The sequence below is a fragment of the Streptomyces sp. NPDC058052 genome (assembly GCF_042885515.1).
Taxonomy (GTDB): Bacteria; Actinomycetota; Actinomycetes; order Streptomycetales; family Streptomycetaceae; genus Streptomyces.
The window spans coordinates 343,386-363,840 of record NZ_JBHVRX010000002.1 but is presented as its reverse complement, the minus strand read 5'-3'; the positions used below and the strand labels follow the sequence as shown (position 1 = coordinate 363,840).

Sequence of the window (20,455 nt, the reverse complement as noted above, 5' to 3'; positions counted from 1 at the left end):
CCTTCGGACGGGTGGGTCAGACGGCGGGCGGAACCCGCGGCGGACGGCCCGCGCCCCTGGTCAGGGCGTAGCCGCCGATGCCGGCGAGCGCGGCGAGGACGCCGCCGGCCGCGGTCCAGATCCAGCGGTCGGACCACCAGCCGGAGGACCAGCCGTCCTCCGGGGCGGCGGTCTCCACCGCCGTCCGGCGGCCCTGCTCCTCCTCGGCCTCGGCCCTTTCGGCCGTGGTCGCGCCCGGCACCAGCGGCGCGGCGAGCGCCCCGTCGGTGGCGTACGCGCCGCCCCGGTCGGAGATGTCGACCCCGACGCGGGCCGAGAACGGCTGCCCCAGGTCCTCCTCCGGCAGCCCGGTCACGGTCAGCCGGACGTAGTAGCTGCCCGGCAGCGGGTCGTTCGCCCAGGCGTCGGCCGAGGCCCGCACCGGCCGCAGCACGCAGGCGAGCTCCAGCGACGCGGCCTCCTTCGCCGCGGTACGGGACTGGGTCCCGTACATGCACGGCTGACGGCGCCGCAGCCCGTCGTACACGTCCACCCGCCAGGTGGCGGAGCCGTGCCGCAGGGCGCTCTCCGGCAGCGTCACCGTCGCCTCGACGGTGGGCCGCTCACCGGTGTCCGCCGGGAACACCCAGTACAGGTAGTCGCCCGTCGAGGCCTGCGCGGTGGCCTCCTGGCCGGGCCGGAAGGCGGCGGCGGTGCGGAAGGTGGTGCCGGCCTCCGTGGGGCCCGCCTCCGAGCCGGCGGAGGCCGACGGGGCGGGAGTGTCGGCGAGGGCGCCCGGCGCGGCGGGTCCCAGCAGGGCGGCGCCGGCCAGCGCGGCCGCCGCGAGCATCCGTACGGTACGCATCAGTGGGTCCTCCAGACGGCGAAGCGCCAGCGGGACAGCCAGCCCCAGATCAGGCCGGCCAGGAAGCCGGCGAGCGCCAGCGCGCCGAGCAGCCACCAGCCGCGGCCGAGCCCGAAGGAGGCCACGTCCGAGGCGCTCGCCGGGCCGTCCACGACGTCCACGGTCAGCTCGATCGGCATGCCGGGCGTGGTCTTCACCGACGGGGGAGCGGAGAAGGAGTTGCTGACCTGGAGGCAGACGGTCTCGGCGGCCGGCTTGCCGTCGGCGTCGTCCGCGTCGTCCCGTTCGGGCTTCGGGTAGCGCAGACCGGTCGATATGACGTCGGTCCGGCCGTCGCCGGCCTCCGAGCCGCGCACGATCTCCCGGCCGGACTTCGTGACGGCCCGCAGCAGCACCCCGTAGTCGTCGTTGACGGCCCGGTCGGCCGAGACGCTGACGGAGGCGCGCAGTTCCTGGCCGGGCAGCAGGTCGACCTTGTACCAGCGGTGCTGGCCGAAGGACTGCCGGTCGGTGTAGAGGCCGGGCTCGAGCCGCGGGGCGTCCGCGCACCGCCGGGAGCCCTCGGTGGCCACGGGGGTCACCACCGGGTCGGCGGCGCGGTCCACCAGCTGGCGGACGCGGCGGGAGAGTTCGTCGGTGCGGTGCACGGAGGTGTACGTGCCGCCGGTGGCCTCGGCGATGCAGGTGAGCTGCTGCCTGGTCTTGGCGTTCGGCACGAGGCCCAGGGTGTCGATCACGAGGTGGATGCCCTCGGCGGCGATCTTCCGGGCGATCTGGCAGGGGTCGACGTCGCAGGTGTCCTCGCCGTCGGTGATGAGGACGATCCGCTTGGTCGCGCCGTCCTTGCCGAGGTCGTCGGCCGCGCCCAGCAGTGCCGGGCCGATCGGCGTCCATCCCGTGGGAGCGAGGGTGGCGACGGCGGTCTTGGCCTCGGTGCGGTCGAGCGGGCCGACCGGGTACAGCGCCCGGGTGTCCTTGCAGCCGCGCTTGCGGTCGTTGCCCGGGTAGTCGGCGCCGAGGGTGCGGATGCCGAGGCGGACCTCCTCCGGCACCGCGTCCAGGACCTCGTTGAACGCCTGCTTGGCGGCGCTCATCCGGGACTTGCCGTCGATGTCCTTGGCCCGCATGGAGCCGCTGACGTCGAGGACCAGCTCGACCTTGGGGGATTCCTTCGCCGCCGGCTCGTCGGCGGCCGCGCTCGTCGGCAGCAGCGCGGCGGTCAGGGCGACGAGCAGCGCACAGGCCCCGGTCGCCAGCCGTTTTCTCGTGATCATCGGCGGATCGTAGTGATGATCCTCCGACAATCCAAACCGGGGGCCGGCTCCCCGTCCGACGGGGAGCCGGCCGTGCGGTCCTGACGGACTACCAGATCGCCTCGACCCACTCGGGGTGGTCGATGAAGGGGTTCCGGTTGCCCTGGTAGTTCGCGTACACGAGGTCGTTGCGGCGCTCCTCGAAGGCGCTCGGCGGGTCCTGCTCGTTCCACTGCTTCAGGACGGAGAGCCGGCCGTGGTAGGGCACGCTGCCGTTGGTGGTGGAGTCGTTGGGCTCCAGGTTCGGCCAGCCGTCGCCGCCCTCGTACCGCACGGCCATGTAGAGGATCATGCGGGCCACGTCGCCCTTGTCGGCGTCGCGCGGCTCGAAGGAGTTGGAGTCGGTGTAGCTGCCGGGGGCGCCGCTCACCGCGCTGCCGCCGTTGTCGAAGTCCTTGTTGCCGCGGGTGCTGTTCACCTGGACGTCGCAGGCGCGCAGGTGGTGCAGGTCGGTGCCGGGGCCGGCCGAGGTGCCGAAGGAGCCGTGCGACTGGGCCCAGGTGTGCTCGCGGTTCCAGTTGCCGACGGAGCCGCCGTTGAGGCTCTTGCTGCGCGAGACGCCGCTGTACAGGAGCACGACGTTGGCGGAGTTGTTCGGGTCCTGGTCGAGCGTCTTGAGGGCGTTCCAGACCGCGTCGTACGAGATCTTGTCCTGGTCGCTGATGATGGTGTGCAGCGCCGACTTGAGGCTCGTGCCGGTCTTGCCGACCGCGTTCTTGTAGTACGTGGTGTCGTACGCGGGCGTGGTGGCGGCGGCGGGGGTCGCCGTGACCGCGGGGAGCGTGAGTCCGACGACGGCGGCGGAGACCGCCGCCCAGACCTTCCAACTGCGTATCCGAGCAACCGACATGGGGGGCCCTTTCCCGGGGACGGCACGCGGGCGGGCGCCGTCCCCCGGCTCCGGGGTGCGGCGCTCTACGCGTGTTGACTGCGTGTCATCCGGGAGATTGGCACGTGGGAGGGGCTTGTCGTGTTACGGACAAAGAGCCATTCGGTGACGTTCTCGCATACATGGCGGCCGCCGGCGGGCGGGTCGCGCCACTTCCGCCTCAGGTGCCCCGGAGGTCCACCGGCATCCCCTTCGGCTCCTTGATCCGCTTCATGATGATCTGCGAGTTCACCTCGGTGACCCCGGCCAGCGCCGTCAGCTGCTCGATCCACAGCCGCTCGTACGCCGACAGGTCCGCGACCGCGATCCGCAGCAGGCAGCCCGGGCTGCCGAAGAGCCGGTACGCCTCGATCACGTCCGGGATCGACTGGAGCGCCTCCTCGAACGCCTCCACCGTCTCCCGGTCCCGCTTCACCTCGACCGAGACCAGCACCTCGAAGCCCCGCCCCACCGCCTCCGGGTCGATCACCGCCCGGTAGCCCCGGATCACCCCGTCCTGTTCCAGCTGGCGCACCCGGCGCAGGCAGGGGGAGGGGCTCAGGCCGACCCGCTGGGCCAGCTCCTGGTTGCTCAGCCGGCCGTCCTGCTGGAGCTCGCGCAAGATGTGGAGATCGATTCGGTCCATGGCGCAATTATCTGCCACGCTGAAACATTTCTGCGCGGGCATTGGCAATCGTCTGCTCACTCCTTTGGTCTACGGTTGCCGACGCGACCACGGAAGCCGGAGACGGAAGCCAGAGCACGGAGAGGCGGCGGACATGCAGCGGACGAACGACGGGACCCCGCGGCGGATCGTCGTCATCAGCACCGGCGGCACGATCGCCAGCCGCTGGCAGGGCACCGGCTACGCGGCCGACGCCTCCGGCGACGACGTCCTCGCCACCGCCCCGCTCCCCGAGGGCGTGAGCGTCGAGGTCCGCGACCTGTTCAACGTCAACAGCTCGCTCCTCACCGCGGCCCACCAGCTCGCGCTGCTCCGCACGGTCCACGAGACCCTGACGGACCCCGGCGTCGACGGCATCGTCGTCACCCACGGCACCGACACCCTGGAGGAGACAGCCTTCCTCCTGGACCTCCACCACGCCGACCCCCGCCCGGTCGTCCTCACCGGCGCCCAGCGGCCCTTCGGCACCGGCGACGGCGACGGCCCCGGCAACCTGTACGACGCCCTCCAGGTCGCCGCCACCGTCCGCGACCTCGGCGTCCTCGTCGTCTTCGACGGCCGCGTCCACGCCGCCCGCGGCACGGTGAAGACCCAGACCCTGGCCGCCGACGCCTTCTCCGACCCCTCGGCCGACCGGCTGGGCCGGGTGGGCTTCTCCCGCGTCGACGTCGAGCGCCTGCCCGACCGGCCGGCCGTCCTCCCGCTGCCGGACGCCGCCCGCACCGCCGACCCGGACGCCACGGGCCGCGGCGGACTGCCCCGCGTGGACATCGTCCTCCACCACACCGACGGCGACCGGCTGCACTTCGACGCCGCCCTCGCCGCCGGGGCCCGCGGCATCGTGCTCGTCGCCACCGGCGCCGGCAACGCCACCCCGGAGATCGCCGAGGCCGTCGCCGACGCCACCGCCCGGGGCGTCCTCGTCGCCGTCACCACCCGCGTCCCGGCCGGCCCGCTCGCCGAGATCTACACCGGCGGCGGCGCCGTCGACCTGGTCGCCGCGGGCGGCCTGCTCACCGGCACCCTCCGGGCCGGCCAGGCCCGCATCGCCGTCCTCGCCGCCCTGCTCGCCGAGACCGACGGCGACGACCCGGCCCGCCGCACCGCCCTCCTGCGCCGCCTCCTCGAAGGCCCGGTCCGCACCGAGCCCGCGCTCGCCACCGGCACCTCCCGCGAGGCCGCGCCGGTCCCGGCCCGCGCCTGACGGCCTCCCCTGGATCACCGGCTCGCGGGCGTCGACTTCCCCTCCTCCGCCCGCGAGCCGGAAACAACCCGCCGCCCCGGCCACGCCGGGGCCGCGCCCCGGCCCCGGTACGGTGACGGACCCCGCGTCCGCCGCCGACCCAGGAGCCCCCGTGTCCGACGCCGACCCCACCGGCACCCCCGACGCCACCGAGCAGGCCCACCACGTCGTCCGCCTCGTCCGCGACGTCCTGGGCGAACGGGCCGTCCTGGCCGCCTGCGCGCACGGCTCCGCCGTCCTCGGCGGGCTGCGGCCGACCAGCGACGTCGACGTCCTCGTCGTCCTGGAGCGGCGCACCACCGAGGCCGAGCGCCGCGCCCTCACCGACGCCCTCCTCGCCGTCTCCGGCGCGCGGGCGTACGACGGTCCCGCGCGGCCCGTCGAGCTGAGCCTGGTGGTCCACGCCGACGTCCGCCCCTGGCGGTACCCGCCGGTCTGCGAGTACCTCTACGGCGAATGGCTGCGCGACGACTTCGAGGCCGGGCTCACCCCCGCGCCCGCGCCCTGTCCCGACCTGGCCCCGCTCATCGCCATGGCACGTGCCGGGGACGTCTCGCTGCGGGGCCCGCTCCCGTCGGGGCTCTTCGACCCGGTCCCGGAGGCCGACCTGCGGGCCGCGATCGTCGCGGGCGTGCCCGGCCTCCTCGCCGATCTCGACGGCGACACCCGCAACGTCCTGCTCACCCTGGCCCGGATCCTCACCACCCTGCGCGACGGCCGGATCCGGTCGAAGGACGAGGCCGCCGCGGCGCTGCTGCCGGAGCTGCCGGCGGAGCACCGGCCGGTGCTGGTGGCCGCCCGAGCCCAGTATCTGGCGGGGGAGTACGGCTCCTGGGCGGAGGAGCTGCCCGCGGCGCGGGCTCACGCGGCGTACGTCGCCGGGGCGATCAAGAGGGCGTATTCGGCCTGAAGTTACCCGTCGGTTTCTCGTGACTTCCTCGGCGGACGGTCGTAGAACGTGTTCCCATTCACTCGCGAGTGAGGAAGATCACATGAGTGAACTCTCCCTGTCCGCCCAGGGAATTCACGGAGTCAGTCGCCGACGCTTCCTGACCGGAACAGGTTCCGTTCTCGGCGCCGCCGCCCTCGCCGGCGGCCTCGCCACCCCGGCCCGCGCCGAGGTGCCCGGCCTGAACGTCTGTCCCATCCCCGACGGGTCCCACGTCCGCGCCCTCGTCGTCGGCACCGGGTACGGCGGCTCCGTCGCCGCCCTCCGCCTCGCCCGCGCCGGCGTCGACGTCCACATGATCGAGATGGGCATGGCCTGGGACGCCACCGGCCCCGACGGCAAGGTCTTCGCCAACACCACCAAGCCCGACTACCGCTCCTTCTGGCTGCGCACCCGCACCAAGCAGCCGCTGAGCCAGTTCCTCGGCTTCCCCCTCGACAAGGACGTGCCCCGGCACACCGGCATCCTCGACGCCGAGGACTTCGCCGGCATCACCGTCTACCAGGGCCGCGGCATCGGTGGCGGCTCGCTCGTGAACGGCGGCATGGCCGTCACCCCGCTCCGCGAGCGCTTCCCGGCGATCCTCCCGACCGTCGACCCGGCCGAGATGTACGCCACCTACTACCCGCGCGCCAACGCGGGCCTCGGCGTCACCTCGGTCGACGAGAGCTGGTGGGAGAGCACGCCCGCCTACCAGTACGCGCGCGTGGGCCGCAAGCACGCCCAGCGCTCCGGCTTCCCCTTCGTCTTCGTGCCCAACGTCTACGACTGGGACTACATGAAGCAGGAGGCCGCCGGAGCCGTACCGAAGTCCGCCCTGGACGGCGAGGTCATCTACGGCAACAACCACGGCAAGAAGAGCCTCCAGAAGACCTACCTCGCCCAGGCCGCCGCCACCGGCCGGGTCACCGTCTCCGCCCTCCACCGCGTCACCTCGGTCACCCCGGCCGCCGCCGGCGGCTACACGGTCGCCATCGACCAGATCGACACCACCGGCGCCACCCTCGCCACCAAGACCGTCCGCGCCGACCGCGTCTTCTTCGCCGCGGGCAGCGTCGGCACCAGCAAGCTCCTCACCCGGCTCAAGGCCACCGGAGCCCTGCCCGGCCTCAACGAGCACATCGGCAAGGGCTGGGGGGACAACGGCAACGTCATGTGCGGCCGGGCCAACCACATGTGGGACCCCACCGGAAAGCTCCAGTCCGCCATGCCCACCGCGGGCATCGACAACTGGAACGCCGGCGGAGCCTTCGCGGAGGTCGCCCCGCTGCCCACCGGCATCGAGACCTACGCCTCCTTCTACCTCTCCATCACCCGCACCCCGCACCGCGCCGAGTTCACCTGGAACCCGGCCACCGGCAAGGTGGACCTCAGCTGGGACCGGGCCTGGAAGCAGTCCTCCATCGACATGGCGAAGTCCATCTTCGACAAGATCAACGCCAAGGAGGGGACGATCTACCGCACCGACCTCTTCGGCGCCTACAAGATCTGGGGCGACCACCTCACCTACCACCCCCTCGGCGGCGCCGTCCTCGACCGGGCCACCGACAACCACGGCCGCCTCCACGGCTACCAGGGCCTCTACGTCATCGACGGCGCCCTGATCCCCGGCAACACCAGCGTCAACCCCTTCGTCACCATCACGGCCCTCGCCGAGCGCAACATCGAGCGCATCATCGCCGAGGACTTCTGAGCGTGCCCCGCACGCACGAGGGCCGGCCGGTTCGAGAACCGGCCGGCCCCACGTACGGACCGCGGGCCTCATCCCGTCGGCAGCACGCACACCTCGTCGAGCCCCAGCACCCGGTTCAGCCGGCCGAAGGCCAGCCACGAGCCCAGGCTCATCGTCAGCTCCACGATCTCCGCCTGGCTGTAGTGCGCGGTCATCCGCGCCCAGAACTCCTCGTCCAGGCCGTGGTGGTCGAGCGCGTACCGCTCCGCGTACTCCGCCGCGAGCCGGGTCCGCGCGTCGAAGGCGTCGGACACCTCGGTCGTCCGCCAGGCCGCGACCACCGCGTCGAAGCCCTCCTCGACCTTCTCGCCGTCCCGGTCCGTCCGCCAGTCCAGACAGAAGTGGCAGCCGTTGATCTGCGCGATCCGCAGCCGCGCCGCTTCGAACTCGCGCAGTCCCAGGGACGTGTGCGCGTACACCGACAACGAGAAGTTCGCCGCCGCCGTCCCGATCTCCGGGACCATGTCGCCCCACACGTACCCGATCGGCTCCTGCCCCTCGGGAATGTCGATGATCACCGTGGTCTCCTTCCCAGCTTCCCCACCGCCGGGCGTATCGGCACGTCCAGCGCGTCGTACAGCCCCGGCTCCGCCGCGGCCAGCCAGTCGATGGCCCCCACCAGACGGCCGACCGCCGTGGCGTTCCCGCCGGCCGCCCGGTTCTCGTCCTCGTCGGTGGCCGCCACCGTCACCTCGATGCGCGGCCGGCCCTCGACGATCACCCGGTGCGCCCCGGCGCCGTCCGGCGGCACCGGCCAGTCCGGCGCGCAGGACGGATGGATCCGGGTCACGTGCTCGATCACGATCCGCGGCTCGCCGCCGACGATCCCCTGCACCTCGAAACGGACCGCGCCCTGCGTGCCCTTCTCGAAGACGCCCATGGTCCGGGTCTTCACCGTCGCCTCGAGCGGACGCCGGTCCACCGTCTCGCGGATCTCCTCCACCTCGGCGCCGAGCGCCCGCGCCATCAGCCGGATCTGCCCGCCCCACACCATGGTCGGGACCGAGGGGAAGAGCATCGGCGGCTCGTGGTCGAGCGGCTTGCCCATCCCGATCAGCTCGCGCACGGAGAACTCCTGCTCGTACGTCGAGTAGTCGAAGATCTCCTGGCAGCGGACGGCGTCCACGGTCGTGCCCAGCCCGCTGACCAGCAGCGGCAGCACGTCGTTGCCCCAGCCCGGGTCCACCCCGGAGGCGAAGAGCGACCCGCCGCCCTCGGCCACCGCCGCGAGCACCGGATCGCGGAACTCCGGCGGCGCGTTGCGCGGGTCGTACAGCGGGTAGAGCGACGGCGTCACCACCACCGCGCCCGCCGCGACCGCCCGCACCACGTCCTCCAGGGCCCCGTCCGGCCGCACGTCGCCGGAGGCCGCGTACACCACGGCCCCCGGGCGTGTGCCGAGGACCGCGCCGACGTCGTCCGTCGCGGCCACGCCGAGGTCGTGCCCGAGCCCCGCGAGCGGCCCCGCGTCCCGGCCCACCTTCGCCGGGTCGGAGACCAGCACCGCCGCGAGTTCGAGCCCGGGATGGGCGTCCACGGCCCGGATGGCCGCACGCCCGACATTTCCGGTTCCCCACACCACCGTCCGTATCATGCGCGGAGGGTAGCGCCGGGGGAGCGAGGTTCCCAGACCCGCGGCAGCACGATCTGACGTTCAGTCAGATCTGCTGTGCGGAGAAGGAGATCAGGCGAGCCGCAGGGTCACGAACGGGATCGTGTCACCCGGCAGCACATACCGCTCCACCTCCGCGAAGCCCCGCGCGAGCGCGAACCGCAGCCCCTCCTCGTTCGACGCCAGCACCACCGTCTCGACCCCCGCGCCGCTCAGCGTCCGGGCGTGCGCCAGACCCTGCTCGTAGAGCGTCGTCCCGAAGCCCCGCCGCCGGTACCCGGGCAGGATCCGCGCGATCACCGTCGCCGCCGGCGTCTCCTCGTCGGGCGGCCGCACCGTGGAACAGCCCACCGCCACCCCGTCGAGATAGGCCACCTCCAGCCGGTTCCGCCCGGCCCGCTCGCGCACCTCGTCCGCCGACAGCACCGCCGTCGGGATGATCGTGTTGTGCACCGTCCGCCAGTCGGCCAGCTCGCGCTCGCCCGCCGCCGGGACGACCCGCAGCTCCCCGTACCCCTCAAGATCGCTCATCCCGGCACCCAACCGCGCCCCGGGCCGGCGGTCAACCGCTTTCCGCCGCCGCCCGCTCCGCCGTACGGGTGGGCCGCCGCCCTCCCGCGCAGCGCCGCCCGCCGAACGGGTACGGATCGCTCCACTGCCCCCGGCCAGGAGGATGCCTTCCCATGCCCGCCTTCGTCCGCAAGGGCGCCCCCGCGCTCCTCGGCGCCGGCACCCTGTGCGCCGCCCTGCTGCTCACCGGCTGCGCGCACCCCGAGCCGCACGCCCCGCCCCCGACGTCCGCGCCCGCCGCGGCGAATCCCCCCGCCGGAGCCGCCCGGGCCGGGGAGGCCGAGGCCACCGACGCCCGCCCCGCTGCGCCCCCGCGCATCCCCGGCATCGGCCCCGTCACCCAGGCCCGCGTCCCCGACGGCACCACCCAGGCCCTCGTCGTCACCGGCGACACCGAGAACAGCAACACCGCCACCGTCGTCCTCCACCAGCGCGCCCCCGGCGGACGCTGGTACGAGGCCGGCGGCCCCTGGTCCGCGCACAACGCCCTCAAGGGCTGGACCGCCGACCACTCCGCCGGCGACCTGCGCACCCCCATCGGCGTCTACCGCATCGGCGACGCCGGCGGACGCCTGCCCGACCCCGGCGCCCGGATCCCCTACGACGAGGACCCCGAGTTCGCCATCAGCGGCACCGGCTTCCTCGGCGAATCCCTCGAAGGCTCCTTCGACCACGTCATCGCCATCGACTACAACCGCGTCCCCGGCCGCACCCCGCTCGACAAGGAGCGTCCGCTCGGCGCCGGCAAGGGCGGCGGCGTGTGGATCCACGTCGACCACGGCGGCCCCACCCAGGCGTGCGTCACCCTCCACCGCGACGACCTGCGCACCCTGCTGGTCGCCCTCGACCCGGCCGCCGAACCCGTCGTCGTCATGGGACCGGCCCCCGTGCTCGCCCGCTGAGCGGGGAGCCGGGGGCCGGCCGTGGGGCCCGGGGGAGCGGGATCAGCCGACCGCTCCCCTGAACGCCCCCGTGTGCAGCCGGATCTGGTCCGGCGTCAGATAGGCGTCGGTGTACTCGAAGTCGCGCAGCGTCCCCGCCTTCGAGGCCAGGAACCCGGTCCGCACGTAGTCGTCCCCGGCCACCGCGTTCAGCAGCCAGTTCGTCATCACCCGGGTCTTCGCCACATTGGTCCGCAGCGCCGCCCAGTGGTAGCCGCGCGCCACGGCCTGCGCCGCGGGCCCGTGCAGCTCCACCCCCAGCGGCTTCGACACCCCGTCCATCCCGCCCAGGTCCACCACCAGACCCAGGTCCTTGTGGGTGTACGGGCGCAGCGGCTCGCCGCGCAGCGTCGCCACCAGGTTGTCGGCGAGCGCCTTGCCCTGCCGCATCGCGTGCTGGGCCGTCGGCGGACAGATCGCGCCCTCCTCGCCCTTGGCGAGGTCCGGGACGGCCGCCGCGTCGCCGAGCGCCCACACCCCCTCGACCCCCGGCACCCGCATCTCGGCCGACGCCACCAGCCGGCCGCGCACGGTCTCCGCGCCGACCGTCGCGACCAGCGGGCTCGCGGCCACGCCGGCCGTCCAGATGAGCGTCCGGCAGGGCAGCACCCGCCCGTCCGTCAGGGTGACGGCCTCGTCGTCCACCGAGGCCACCGACACCCCCAGCGAGACCTGGATGCCCCGCTTGGTGAGGATGTCCATGGCGGCCGCGCCGAGCTTGTCGCCGAGCTCGGGCATCAGCCTGGGCGCGATGTCCACCAGGTGCCACTTGATGAGCGCCGGGTCGAGACGGGGATAGCGTTTGACCGCGTTGTGGGTGAGCAGCTGGAGGCAGGCCGCCGTCTCGGTGCCCGCGTACCCGCCGCCGACCACGACGAACTGGAGCCGCGCGGCCCGCTCGGCCTCGTCGTCGCTCGCGTCCGCCAGGTCCAGCTGGGCGATGACGTGGTCCCGGACGTAGACCGCCTCGGCCAGCGTCTTCATGCCCCGGGCGTGGTCGGCGAGCCCCGGGATGTCGAAGGTCCGGGTGACGCTGCCGGGGGCGAGCACCAGATGGTCGTACGGCTCCACGTCGTACTCGCCGGAGATCGTCCGCACCACCACGGCCTTCGCCACCGTGTCCACGCCCACCGCGCCGCCCGGCACGATCCGCGTCCGGTGCTTCTGGCTGCGCCGCAGCGACAGCGCCACCGACTGCGGCGTCAGGACGCCCGCCGCCACCTGGGGGAGCAGCGGCAGATAGAGCTGGTACGAGAAGGGCGAGAGCAGCGTGATGCGCGCCTCCCGCTCCGTGAGCCGCCGTTCGAGCCGCTTCACACAGCCCACTCCGGCGAAACCGGCGCCCACCACGAGGATCCTCGGTCGCGTCACGCTTGCCGCCTTCCCTATGAGCGTGCAAAGTGCCTTCGCCTATGACTGCATAGGCACATGTGGCAATTTTTCGCTGACTATCCGTGGTTCACCCTTTTTATCGTCATTGCGGCAGGATCGCTCTTCGGCATGGTCCGCTTCGGTCCCGTGAAGCTCGGCGCGGCCGGTGTGCTCTTCGTCGGACTGCTGGTCGGGGCCCTGGACCCGGACGTCGGCCCGGCCGTCCCCGCCGGGCTCTCGGTCCTCGGCCTCGCGCTGTACGTCTACACGGTGGGCCTGGAGGCGGGGCCGGCCTTCTTCCGCGAACTGCGGCCCCAGCTCGCCGTGATGCTCGGCGCCGTCGTCGCGCTGGTCCTCACCGCGCTCGCCGTCGGACTGATCGGGAGCGGGCTGCTCGGCATCGACGGCCCTTATCTCGCGGGCGGGTACGCCGGCATCGGCACCACCACGCCCGGCCTCGCCGCCGCCCAGGCCGCCTCGGACGACCCCACCCAGGCCGCCACGGGCTACGCGATCGGCTACCCGCTCGCCGTCGTCCTCACGATCCTCTTCGTCGCCGCCGTCGCGGCCGCGCGGAACTGGCCCGGCCGCCGCGACCCGGGCACCGGCCTGCCCGACCGGCTCGTCTCCCGGACGGTCGACATCACCCGGCCGGCGGCCTGGGCCGACGTCCCCGGCGTCGCCTCCGGCGAACTCCTCGCCAGCGCGCACCGCCCGGCCGGCTCCGTCGTCCACATCGTCACCGGCGACCCGGGCCCGCTCGCCCCCGGCGACGCGCTCGTCCTCGTCGGCGGCCCCGAGGCGGTCGCCGCCGGCGTCGCCGCCCTCGGCACCGAGGCGCCCGAGCACCTGCTCCACCACCGCGACGTCGTCGACTACCGCCGCATCCTGCTCACCAACCCCGACCTCGCCGCCCGCACCGTCGCCGAGCTCGGCCTCGCCGACCGCTTCGGCGCCCGCGCCACCCGGGTCCGCCGCGGCGACCAGGAACTCCTCGCCCACGACGACCTGCTGCTCCAGCTGGACGACCGGATCCGCGTCGCCATGCCCCGCGAGCGCACCGCGGAGGTCTCCGCCTACCTGGGGGACACCGAGGCCAAGGTCAGCGAGGTCAGCGCCGTGAGCATGGGCCTCGGCCTCGCCGCCGGCTTCCTCATCGGCATCCCCAAGCTCACCCTCGGCTCCACGGTCCTCTCCCTCGGCACCGCCGCCGGCCCCCTCGTGATGGCGATGGTCCTCGGCCGGCTCCGCCGCACCGGCCCCCTCGTCTGGGTCCTGCCGACCCGCGCCAACCTGACCCTGCGCCAGATCGGCCTGCTCGTCTTCCTCGCCTGCGTCGGACTCACCTCCGGCTACGCCTTCCGCCGCGACGCCTTCTCCCTCTTCGGCCTCAAGCTCCTCGCCGTCCTCGCCGCCGGCGCGGTCCTCAGCTACGCCCTGATGGTCCTGGTCTGCCGACTGCTCGGCCAGAGCCGTCCCCGCACGATGGGCCTGCTCGCCGGCTACGTAGGCAACCCGGCCATCACCGCGTACGCCAACAGCCGTGTCTCCGACAGCCGGGTGAACACCGGGTACGCCACCCTCTTCGCCCTCGCCATCCTGGTGAAGATCGTCTGCATCCAGCTGATCGTCGGCCTCTGACGGCCGGTCCCGGCGGGGTCCCGGCCTCCGGTCGCCCGGTCCCGGTGCCCGGGTTACGTTGCCGGGGACCCCGCACGGAAGGCGGAACGGCACCATGACCACGTACCAGGTCGGATACTTCGTCGGCAGCCTGTCGCAGAAGTCGATCAACCGGATCCTCTCCAGGGCCCTGCTCCGGGTCGCTCCGCCCGGCCTGGAGTTCCGCGAGATCCCCATCAAGGACCTCCCGCTGTACAACCACGACTTCGACGCCGACTACCCGCCGGAGGGCAAGGCCCTCAAGGAGGCGATCGCGTCCGTCGACGCGGTCCTCTTCGTGACGCCGGAGTACAACCGTTCCATCCCGGGCGGTCTCAAGAACGCCATCGACTGGGCCAGCCGCCCCTGGGGCACCAACTCCTTCACCCACAAGCCGTCCGCCGTCATCGGCGCCTCCCCGGGCAAGATCGGCACCGCCGTGGCCCAGCAGAGCCTCCGCTCGGTGCTGAGCTTCTGCAACTCCCCGCAGATGAACGCCCCCGAGGCGTACATCCAGTTCACGCCGGGTCTCTTCTCCGAGGACGGCGAGGTCACCGACCCGACGACCCAGCAGTTCCTCGCGGACTTCATGAGCGATTTCAAGGCGTTCATCGAACGCGTCCTGACGGTCCTGCCCCGGAGCTAGAGGGGCCTGGGGGTGCTGGGGGGTCAGGGAATCAGGGTGGCGATCAGCCGCCGTACCGCCGGGCGGGGGTCGGGGGAGTCCGGCCAGGTGGTCATCAGCAGGTGGTGGCCGGTGCCGACGAGGGCGAGGGCCACGACGGCCGGGTCGAGGGCGGCCGGGACGCGGCCGAGGCCGCGCTCGGCCTCCAGATAGCCGGCGACGGCCTCCTCGATCGCCGCGAAGCCCGGCGCGCCGGCCTCCAGCGCCTCGCGGACCCGGAGCGCGGCGGCGGGGCGGGCCATGGCGAGGCCGGAGACGGCGGGGCCGCCGGAGTCGAAGAGGGCGAGGACGACGGCGTCGAGGTTCCCGGAGACCGAGCCGCGGCCCACGAGCCCGGCGAGCGCCCGGGCCTTGACTGCGGTCCGGGCGAAGCGGTCGAGGCACAGCTCGGCCACGAACTCGTCGAACCCCGCGAAGTGGGCGTGCAGCAGCCCCTTCGCGCAGCCCGCCTCGGTGGTCACGGACCGGCTGGTGAGCGCGCCCGGCCCGTCCCTCTCGACGACCCGCTCGGCCGCCGCGAACAGCCGCTCGCGCACGTCCGGCGTCGCCACTCCACGCGGTGACATGAGCCTGCCGTCCTCTCCCTCGTCCCTGCCGTGTCCGCCGTGTCCGGCTGACTGGATCGTAGACGGGATTGCCTGAATGGGCACACGCCCATACTGTGGGCCGTCCAGAAATGGGCGCTTGCCCATTCTCCCTGTCGCCCGTGGAGGCAGTCGTGACCACCATCGTCAACACCGCACAGGACCAGGCGTGGAACGGCCCCGAGGGAGCCCACTGGGCCCGTCACCAGGACCGCTGGAACGCCGTCAACGACGGCTTCAACACCCCCCTGCTCGACGCCGCCGGGATCGCCGGCGGTCACCGCACCCTCGACATCGGCTGCGGCGCCGGCCACACCACCCGGCTCGCCGCCCTCCGCGCCCCGCGCGGCCACGCGCTCGGCGTCGACCTGTCGGGCCCGATGCTCGCCGAGGCCCGCGCCCGGGCCGCCGCCGCCGGCATCGGAAACGTCACCTTCACCCGCGGCGACGCCCAGACCCACCCCTTCGAGCAGAGCGCCGAGGGCCCGTTCGACGCGGCGATCAGCCGGTACGGCGCCATGTTCTTCGCCGACCCCGAAGCCGCCTTCGGCAACATCGGCCGGGCCCTGCGCCCCGGCGGCCGGCTCGCCCTCGTCTGCCCGTCCGCCCCGGAGCTCAACGGCTGGGTCACCGCGATGACCTCCCTGCGCGGCATCCTCCCCGTCGGCGACTTCGGGCGTCCGGGCCTCCCGGGCATGTTCTCCCTCGCCGTGCCCGACCACGTCCGCGCCGTCCTCACCGCCGCCGGATTCGGCGGCGTCACGATCGAGGAGTGCCGGGCGTACGGCACCTGGGGCCGGGACGCGGCCGACGCGGCGGACTTCCTGCTGGCCACCGGCCCCGGCCGCCACCTGATGGAGGGCGCCGACGAGCCCGCGCGCGCCCTCGCCCGCACCGCCCTCACCGACCACCTCCGTGCCCACGAGACGGCCGGCGGAACGGTCCGGCTCCTGAGCACGGCATGGCTGGTGACGGCGGAGCGGCCCTGACGGACGTCCTCCCGGGCCGTTCCCGGACCTTGCCGGCCCGATCCGGAAGACCGGAAGGAACGGCCTAGAAGACGACCACGCCCAGCGGCCGCGAGCCGGCCGCGAGGCGCTTCACCTCGCCCGAGCCGAGATCGACGACGCTGATCCCGTCCCAGTAGCCGTCCCGCGTGAAGCCGCCGGTCACGTACGCGGACTCGCCGTCCGCCGACACGGCCACGTCCTCGTGCGGCCCGTCGAGCGGGTACACCCGCTCGACGCCCTCGGGCGACCGGACCGTCAGCGACGGGCCCCGGTCCTCGCTCGGGTCGATCGGCCCGGTGCCGACGGCGAAGAGCGTGCCGTCCGGCGCCACGGTCGCCCCGTGCTGGTGGGTGTTCGCGGTCATGGACTCGATCGCGACCCGCCCCGTGGCCGGGTCCACGACGGCCAGCCGCTCGCCCTCGAACGGCAGCAGCAGCTTTCCGTCCGAGGGGCGCACGGCGGTGTAGTGCGGCTTCAGCCAGGAGCCGAGCCCGCCCTCGGTGCCGTACGGGGCGACCTCGATCCGCCGGGCCTCCAGCGAGTCCGCGTCGACGACGGTCACGTCGAAGGAGTCGTGGTTCGTCGCGTACACGGCGGAGCCGTCCCGGCTCACGTCCACGTCGAAGGGCCGGCGGCCCACGTCCACCACGTCCACGACCTCCACGGACGCGGTGTCGATCACCTCCAGGGTGCCGTTGCCGCCGGGCACGTTCACCCCCACGTACACCCGCTTCCCGTCGGGCGAGAGCGCGATGCCCATCCCGCCGCCCCGGTACTCGCCGGTGGTCACCGGACCGGTGTCGGTCCGGTACGGGACGAGGGCCAGGCGCTTCCGGGCGGCGGTGTCCACGACGGCGACGCCCTCGGCGGTCGCGACCCACGCCCGCCCGTCCTTCCCCAGGGCCAGCCCGTACGGCGCGGTGCCCACCTCCACGGAGCCGGTGGCCCCGCGCGAGGGGTCCACGAACGTCACGGTGTCCGATCCGAAGTCGCTGACGAGCAGCGTCCCGGCCGCCGGGCGCGCGCCGGCCGAGGCCGTCGCCGACGGCGCCGGCCCGGTGGACGGCGGGGGAGTGACGGTGACGGTGGGGCTCGTCGCCGAGGGCGCGCCGGTCGCGGCGGGAGCCTCGTCGGCCTGGGCGCATCCCGAGAGCAGGACCCCGGCGACGGCCGCGGGCAAGAGCACGCGAGCGGTACGGGACGGGCGGCGGATCTTCGTCATCTCGGGCTCCTCGGTACGGGACAGGAGGAGGACGCCGCGCGAACCGGCCCCTCCCGTGTCCCGATCCTCCGCCCCCCGGGGCTCCGGCCCCCTCGCCCGGCCGTCCACACCCCCCGGCCCCTCCGGTGGACCCCGGGGTCGGCCGATCGGATGACCCGGCGGACCGCGCGCGCCAGTAGCGTGCCGGTCGCCGGCGCGGGGCGTGGGCGGGTACGGGGGGCGGGCACCGCCTCCGGCGCCGGGCAGCTCGTGCTCGGAGCCGTACGCGGCGAGGGCCCGGTACCCGAGGCCCCAAGGGTCCGCGGCAGGGCTGCCACGGCATCGACCGCGGCGGCGGGCGCGGCGCCCGGGGGGCCTCGCACTCCAGGACGACCGGCCACTGGAGGAAGTCGTGGGGGTGGGCGCGGGCGCCGGTGAGGTAGTCGTCGTGTCGTGCGCGCCCGTCACCAGGAGCGGCCCGAAGACGAGGTCGCCGGGGGCCGGGGCGCCGGCCTCGATGCCCAGCGCCTTCCGGAGGCGGTCGACGGCCGTCCCCGGGTCGTCTATGTGGAGGTACAAGGCGCGTGCCGGCCGGCGTCCCTCGCTTCCGCGCCTCCCTCCGGTCGGGCGGCGGTGTCAGCCCTGCGGGAGCGAGCGCATGGCCACGATCCCGGCGTGCCCGCCCGGACCGCCCTGCCCGGGAACCGGACCGGCGCCCTGCATGCCCGAGGGACCCGGCAGAGCGGCGGGACCCGCCGGACCGGCCTGCCCGGGCACCGGCTGTCCGGGCACTCCCGGGAGCCCCTGGCCCGGCTGGCCACCAGGCATGCCCGGCTGCCCCTGCATCCCCGGCTGGCCCTGCATGCCGGGCTGGCCCATCCCCGGCTGCCCCTGCATCCCGGGCTGGCCCATTCCCGGCTGACCCATGCCGGGCTGGCCCATCCCCGGCTGGCCCTGCATTCCGGGCGGCCCCTGCATTCCGGGCCGGCCCTGCATCCCGGGCTGACCGGGCATCCCCTGCATCCCCGGCATGCCCGCGGGAGCACCGACACCCATCGGCTGCTGCTGCGGCGTGGGCGCGGGAAGCTTGATGTAACGGCTCAGGTCCCGGAGCACCTCCTCCGCGGTCTGGCGCACGTCACCGGGAACGTCCCCTCGCTCCCGTATGAGCTGGGCGTAGATCGGTGCGGTGCCGTCCGCGTGGTTCATGGAGTCCGTCGCTTCCTGTCAGCTGGGCCGGTGCCGCCACCGGCGGGCAGACGGCGAGTCTACGGGGAACCGCTGACACCCCGTGGCGCGGGGAGCCCGCCGCCACCCGGCCGGGCGACCCCGCGAGCGCCCTCCGGACGGCCCCGAGCACACCCCCGCCCGTGTCAGGATCGAAGGATGCTCGAGAAGATCATCGCCGCCTGCGACGGCGCCTCCAAGGGGAATCCCGGCCCCGCCGCCTGGGCCTGGGTCATCGGCCGGACGGACGGCACCGTCGACCGCTGGGAGGCCGGCCCGCTCGGTCGCGCCACCAACAACGTGGCCGAACTCACTGCCCTGGAACGGCTCCTGGAGACCCTCGACCCGGCGGCCCCCGCGGAGATCCGGATGGACTCCCAGTACGCCATGAAGGCCGTCACGACCTGGCTCCCCGGCTGGCGCCGCAAGGGCTGGAAGACCGCCGCCGGAACCCCGGTGGCCAACAAGGACCTGGTCGTCCGGATCGACGCCCTGCTCACCGGCCGGGACATCGACTTCGTCTACACCCCCGCCCACCAGGCCGACGGCGACCCCCTCAACGACGCCGCCGACCGGGCCGCCAGCCACAGCGCCCGTACGCAGGAGCCCCTGGGATCGGACGCCGGTTCCGCCCTCCCCGACCCCGAGCCCGCCTCCGCGCGCTCCTCCGCCCCCCGCACGCCCCGGGCGCGCTCCTCCGCGCCGGGCGGGGCCGGTGCCTCCGGCACCCGCCGGAGTCGCCCGTCCGGCGGCACCCTGAAGGCCAAGTTTCCGGGCCGCTGCCGGTGTGGGCGTGCCTATGACAAGGGGGAGAACATCGCCAAGAACGCGGAGGGCTGGGGGCATCCCACCTGCGTCTGAGCGCTGAGGCCGTCCGAGGGGCGGGCGACCCTGTCCGCCCCCTGAGACCGCCTCCGGCACCCCTCCGGCAGGCTTCACCCGCGCGTGGATCCAGGTTCTCCCAGGGTTCTGTTCTCAGAGCTGTTGTGGCTGCATACTGTTCCTCCTCGCACCTGGTGACGAACCGTTTTGCCTGCTCATCGCACGTCTTTCGACGTGAATCGGCACCCGGCGAGATTCCCCCCTTCACTTCCGGCGCACAGCGTCGTGACGGAAGTGACCCCTGCCCGTGAAAGACCCGAGGTTCCGTGCCAGTACCTGTTCTCCTGACCGGGCGCTCCGTGCGCCTGGAGCCGCTGGCGATGCGGCACGCCGAAGCCCTTGCGCGGGCCGGCGAGGCGGACCGATCGGCCTACGCCTTCACTCCCGTGCCCGACGGCCTGGAATCCGCGCTCGACTACATCGCCCGCGCCCTGGCCGAACAGGCCGCCGGGCGCTGTCTGCCCTTCGCCCTGGTCAGTACCGCCGACGACCGGGTGATCGGCTCCACACGCTTCCTCGAACTCGACTATTGGCGGGGGCCTCTCGTCTGGCCCCCGACACCCGGCCATCCCCACGGGGATCCGCTCACCGCGATCCCCGACGCCGCCGAGATCGGCAACACCTGGATCGCGGGCGACGCCCGGGGCACCGGCATCAACACCGAGGCGAAGCTGCTCATGCTCCGCCACGCCTTCGAGAGCTGGGGCATCCGCCGGATCACCTTCCGCGCCGACGCCCGCAACACCCGCTCGCGGGTCGCCATCGAACGCCTCGGCGCCACCTGCGAGGGCATCCGCAGGGCGCACTCGCGCGGCCTCGACGGCGCCGTCCGGGACACGGCCTTCTACTCGATCCTCGACGAGGAGTGGCCCACCGTCCGGGACATCATCGAACTGCGCCTGAGCGCACCCCGCCGGAGCCGGACCCTCCAGGACCTCCTCCCGGCCTGACCCTCCCCGCGGCCCCCCCCCCGCGGGGGGGGCGGCGGCGGGGGTTTTTGGTGTGGGGGGGGGGGGGACCCCGGTGTGGGACAGCGGGTGGGGGCCCCCCCGCCCGGGCGCCCGGGAAACCGCGACCCC

20 protein-coding genes are annotated in these 20,455 nt (G+C 74.0%); 9 read left to right on the top strand and 11 right to left on the bottom strand.

The window, feature by feature from the left end; all coding sequences use genetic code 11:
• Positions 1-16 precede the first annotated feature (16 nt).
• From ACFVU3_RS04240 to ACFVU3_RS04225, 4 genes are all read right to left on the bottom strand, one after another.
• The gene (locus ACFVU3_RS04240; protein WP_390063478.1) at positions 17-844 is read right to left on the bottom strand and encodes a hypothetical protein; all 828 of its coding nucleotides are present in this window, start codon (positions 842-844) and stop codon (positions 17-19) included.
• Entirely contained in the window at positions 844-2,118 is a 1,275-nt protein-coding gene (locus ACFVU3_RS04235; protein WP_390063477.1) for a VWA domain-containing protein, read from the bottom strand. The genes ACFVU3_RS04240 and ACFVU3_RS04235 overlap by 1 nt, the downstream gene beginning before the upstream one ends.
• Positions 2,119-2,206: 88 nt before the next feature.
• Complete coding sequence (locus ACFVU3_RS04230; protein ID WP_390063476.1) at positions 2,207-3,007, bottom strand: endonuclease I family protein; 801 nt, start codon at positions 3,005-3,007, stop codon at positions 2,207-2,209.
• A 199-nt stretch (positions 3,008-3,206) separates the two neighbouring features.
• On the bottom strand, positions 3,207-3,671 hold the full coding sequence (locus tag ACFVU3_RS04225; protein ID WP_390063475.1) for an Lrp/AsnC family transcriptional regulator: 465 nt from the start codon (positions 3,669-3,671) through the stop codon (positions 3,207-3,209).
• A gap of 133 nt (positions 3,672-3,804) precedes the next feature.
• Here ACFVU3_RS04225 and ACFVU3_RS04220 point away from each other — a divergent pair, with 133 nt between their 5' ends.
• From ACFVU3_RS04220 to ACFVU3_RS04210, 3 genes are all read left to right on the top strand, one after another.
• Positions 3,805-4,914: an asparaginase gene (locus tag ACFVU3_RS04220; RefSeq protein ID WP_390063474.1), complete on the top strand. Its 1,110-nt coding sequence runs from the start codon at positions 3,805-3,807 to the stop codon at positions 4,912-4,914.
• A 151-nt stretch (positions 4,915-5,065) separates the two neighbouring features.
• On the top strand, positions 5,066-5,863 hold the full coding sequence (locus ACFVU3_RS04215) for an aminoglycoside adenylyltransferase family protein (protein ID WP_390063472.1): 798 nt from the start codon (positions 5,066-5,068) through the stop codon (positions 5,861-5,863).
• A gap of 82 nt (positions 5,864-5,945) precedes the next feature.
• Complete coding sequence (locus tag ACFVU3_RS04210; RefSeq protein ID WP_390063471.1) at positions 5,946-7,595, top strand: GMC oxidoreductase; 1,650 nt, start codon at positions 5,946-5,948, stop codon at positions 7,593-7,595.
• 68 nt (positions 7,596-7,663) lie between these two features.
• Here the strand turns inward: ACFVU3_RS04210 and ACFVU3_RS04205 are convergent, their stop codons facing one another.
• The 3 genes from ACFVU3_RS04205 to ACFVU3_RS04195 all read right to left on the bottom strand — a co-directional run bounded on the left by ACFVU3_RS04205 (position 7,664) and on the right by ACFVU3_RS04195 (position 9,777).
• Entirely contained in the window at positions 7,664-8,152 is a 489-nt protein-coding gene (locus tag ACFVU3_RS04205; RefSeq protein ID WP_390063469.1) for a carboxymuconolactone decarboxylase family protein, read from the bottom strand.
• Positions 8,149-9,228: a dihydrodipicolinate reductase gene (locus ACFVU3_RS04200; protein ID WP_390063467.1), complete on the bottom strand. Its 1,080-nt coding sequence runs from the start codon at positions 9,226-9,228 to the stop codon at positions 8,149-8,151. The genes ACFVU3_RS04205 and ACFVU3_RS04200 overlap by 4 nt, the downstream gene beginning before the upstream one ends.
• A gap of 90 nt (positions 9,229-9,318) precedes the next feature.
• Positions 9,319-9,777, bottom strand: a complete 459-nt coding sequence (locus ACFVU3_RS04195) for a GNAT family N-acetyltransferase (protein WP_390063465.1) — start codon at positions 9,775-9,777, stop codon at positions 9,319-9,321.
• Between the two features lie 152 nt (positions 9,778-9,929).
• Between ACFVU3_RS04195 and ACFVU3_RS04190 the strand changes: the two genes are divergently transcribed.
• On the top strand, positions 9,930-10,718 hold the full coding sequence (locus ACFVU3_RS04190; RefSeq protein WP_390063463.1) for a hypothetical protein: 789 nt from the start codon (positions 9,930-9,932) through the stop codon (positions 10,716-10,718).
• Positions 10,719-10,760: 42 nt separating this feature from the next.
• Here ACFVU3_RS04190 and ACFVU3_RS04185 read toward each other — a convergent pair whose 3' ends face one another.
• A complete protein-coding gene (locus ACFVU3_RS04185; protein ID WP_390063461.1) occupies positions 10,761-12,128 on the bottom strand; it encodes an NAD(P)/FAD-dependent oxidoreductase in 1,368 nt (455 codons plus the stop codon).
• Positions 12,129-12,185: 57 nt separating this feature from the next.
• On the opposite strand from ACFVU3_RS04185, the gene ACFVU3_RS04180 reads away from it, so the two are divergent.
• Together ACFVU3_RS04180 and ACFVU3_RS04175 are read left to right on the top strand one after the other, a co-directional pair.
• Complete coding sequence (locus ACFVU3_RS04180; protein ID WP_390063459.1) at positions 12,186-13,769, top strand: aspartate:alanine exchanger family transporter; 1,584 nt, start codon at positions 12,186-12,188, stop codon at positions 13,767-13,769.
• Positions 13,770-13,863: 94 nt separating this feature from the next.
• Positions 13,864-14,433, top strand: a complete 570-nt coding sequence (locus tag ACFVU3_RS04175; protein ID WP_390063457.1) for an NADPH-dependent FMN reductase — start codon at positions 13,864-13,866, stop codon at positions 14,431-14,433.
• A gap of 23 nt (positions 14,434-14,456) precedes the next feature.
• Here the strand turns inward: ACFVU3_RS04175 and ACFVU3_RS04170 are convergent, their stop codons facing one another.
• Complete coding sequence (locus tag ACFVU3_RS04170; protein ID WP_390063456.1) at positions 14,457-15,038, bottom strand: TetR/AcrR family transcriptional regulator; 582 nt, start codon at positions 15,036-15,038, stop codon at positions 14,457-14,459.
• 152 nt (positions 15,039-15,190) lie between these two features.
• Between ACFVU3_RS04170 and ACFVU3_RS04165 the strand changes: the two genes are divergently transcribed.
• Positions 15,191-16,045 (top strand): class I SAM-dependent methyltransferase, encoded by an 855-nt coding sequence (locus ACFVU3_RS04165; RefSeq protein WP_390063455.1) that lies wholly within the window; start codon positions 15,191-15,193, stop codon positions 16,043-16,045.
• Positions 16,046-16,109: 64 nt separating this feature from the next.
• Here the strand turns inward: ACFVU3_RS04165 and ACFVU3_RS04160 are convergent, their stop codons facing one another.
• Together ACFVU3_RS04160 and ACFVU3_RS04155 are read right to left on the bottom strand one after the other, a co-directional pair.
• Entirely contained in the window at positions 16,110-17,288 is a 1,179-nt protein-coding gene (locus tag ACFVU3_RS04160) for a YncE family protein (RefSeq protein ID WP_390063454.1), read from the bottom strand.
• A gap of 615 nt (positions 17,289-17,903) precedes the next feature.
• The gene (locus tag ACFVU3_RS04155) at positions 17,904-18,476 is read right to left on the bottom strand and encodes a hypothetical protein (protein WP_390063453.1); all 573 of its coding nucleotides are present in this window, start codon (positions 18,474-18,476) and stop codon (positions 17,904-17,906) included.
• A 177-nt stretch (positions 18,477-18,653) separates the two neighbouring features.
• On the opposite strand from ACFVU3_RS04155, the gene ACFVU3_RS04150 reads away from it, so the two are divergent.
• Positions 18,654-19,355 (top strand): ribonuclease H, encoded by a 702-nt coding sequence (locus tag ACFVU3_RS04150; protein WP_390063451.1) that lies wholly within the window; start codon positions 18,654-18,656, stop codon positions 19,353-19,355.
• A gap of 287 nt (positions 19,356-19,642) precedes the next feature.
• A complete protein-coding gene (locus tag ACFVU3_RS04145) occupies positions 19,643-20,326 on the top strand; it encodes a GNAT family N-acetyltransferase (RefSeq protein ID WP_390063450.1) in 684 nt (227 codons plus the stop codon).
• Positions 20,327-20,455 lie beyond the last annotated feature (129 nt).

What these genes read in the sequence shown, in the direction of transcription:
- ACFVU3_RS04155 (WP_390063453.1), bottom strand. Translation starts at nt 18,476, where the DNA reads ATGAACCACGCGGACGGCACCGCACCGATCTACGCCCAGCTCATACGG.
- ACFVU3_RS04175 (WP_390063457.1), top strand. Translation starts at nt 13,864, where the DNA reads ATGACCACGTACCAGGTCGGATACTTCGTCGGCAGCCTGTCGCAGAAG.
- ACFVU3_RS04150 (WP_390063451.1), top strand. Translation starts at nt 18,654, where the DNA reads ATGCTCGAGAAGATCATCGCCGCCTGCGACGGCGCCTCCAAGGGGAAT.
- ACFVU3_RS04230 (WP_390063476.1), bottom strand. Translation starts at nt 3,007, where the DNA reads ATGTCGGTTGCTCGGATACGCAGTTGGAAGGTCTGGGCGGCGGTCTCC.
- ACFVU3_RS04180 (WP_390063459.1), top strand. Translation starts at nt 12,186, where the DNA reads ATGTGGCAATTTTTCGCTGACTATCCGTGGTTCACCCTTTTTATCGTC.
- ACFVU3_RS04225 (WP_390063475.1), bottom strand. Translation starts at nt 3,671, where the DNA reads ATGGACCGAATCGATCTCCACATCTTGCGCGAGCTCCAGCAGGACGGC.
- ACFVU3_RS04210 (WP_390063471.1), top strand. Translation starts at nt 5,946, where the DNA reads ATGAGTGAACTCTCCCTGTCCGCCCAGGGAATTCACGGAGTCAGTCGC.
- ACFVU3_RS04160 (WP_390063454.1), bottom strand. Translation starts at nt 17,288, where the DNA reads ATGACGAAGATCCGCCGCCCGTCCCGTACCGCTCGCGTGCTCTTGCCC.
- ACFVU3_RS04170 (WP_390063456.1), bottom strand. Translation starts at nt 15,038, where the DNA reads ATGTCACCGCGTGGAGTGGCGACGCCGGACGTGCGCGAGCGGCTGTTC.
- ACFVU3_RS04235 (WP_390063477.1), bottom strand. Translation starts at nt 2,118, where the DNA reads ATGATCACGAGAAAACGGCTGGCGACCGGGGCCTGTGCGCTGCTCGTC.
- ACFVU3_RS04195 (WP_390063465.1), bottom strand. Translation starts at nt 9,777, where the DNA reads ATGAGCGATCTTGAGGGGTACGGGGAGCTGCGGGTCGTCCCGGCGGCG.
- ACFVU3_RS04200 (WP_390063467.1), bottom strand. Translation starts at nt 9,228, where the DNA reads ATGATACGGACGGTGGTGTGGGGAACCGGAAATGTCGGGCGTGCGGCC.
- ACFVU3_RS04240 (WP_390063478.1), bottom strand. Translation starts at nt 844, where the DNA reads ATGCGTACCGTACGGATGCTCGCGGCGGCCGCGCTGGCCGGCGCCGCC.
- ACFVU3_RS04220 (WP_390063474.1), top strand. Translation starts at nt 3,805, where the DNA reads ATGCAGCGGACGAACGACGGGACCCCGCGGCGGATCGTCGTCATCAGC.
- ACFVU3_RS04190 (WP_390063463.1), top strand. Translation starts at nt 9,930, where the DNA reads ATGCCCGCCTTCGTCCGCAAGGGCGCCCCCGCGCTCCTCGGCGCCGGC.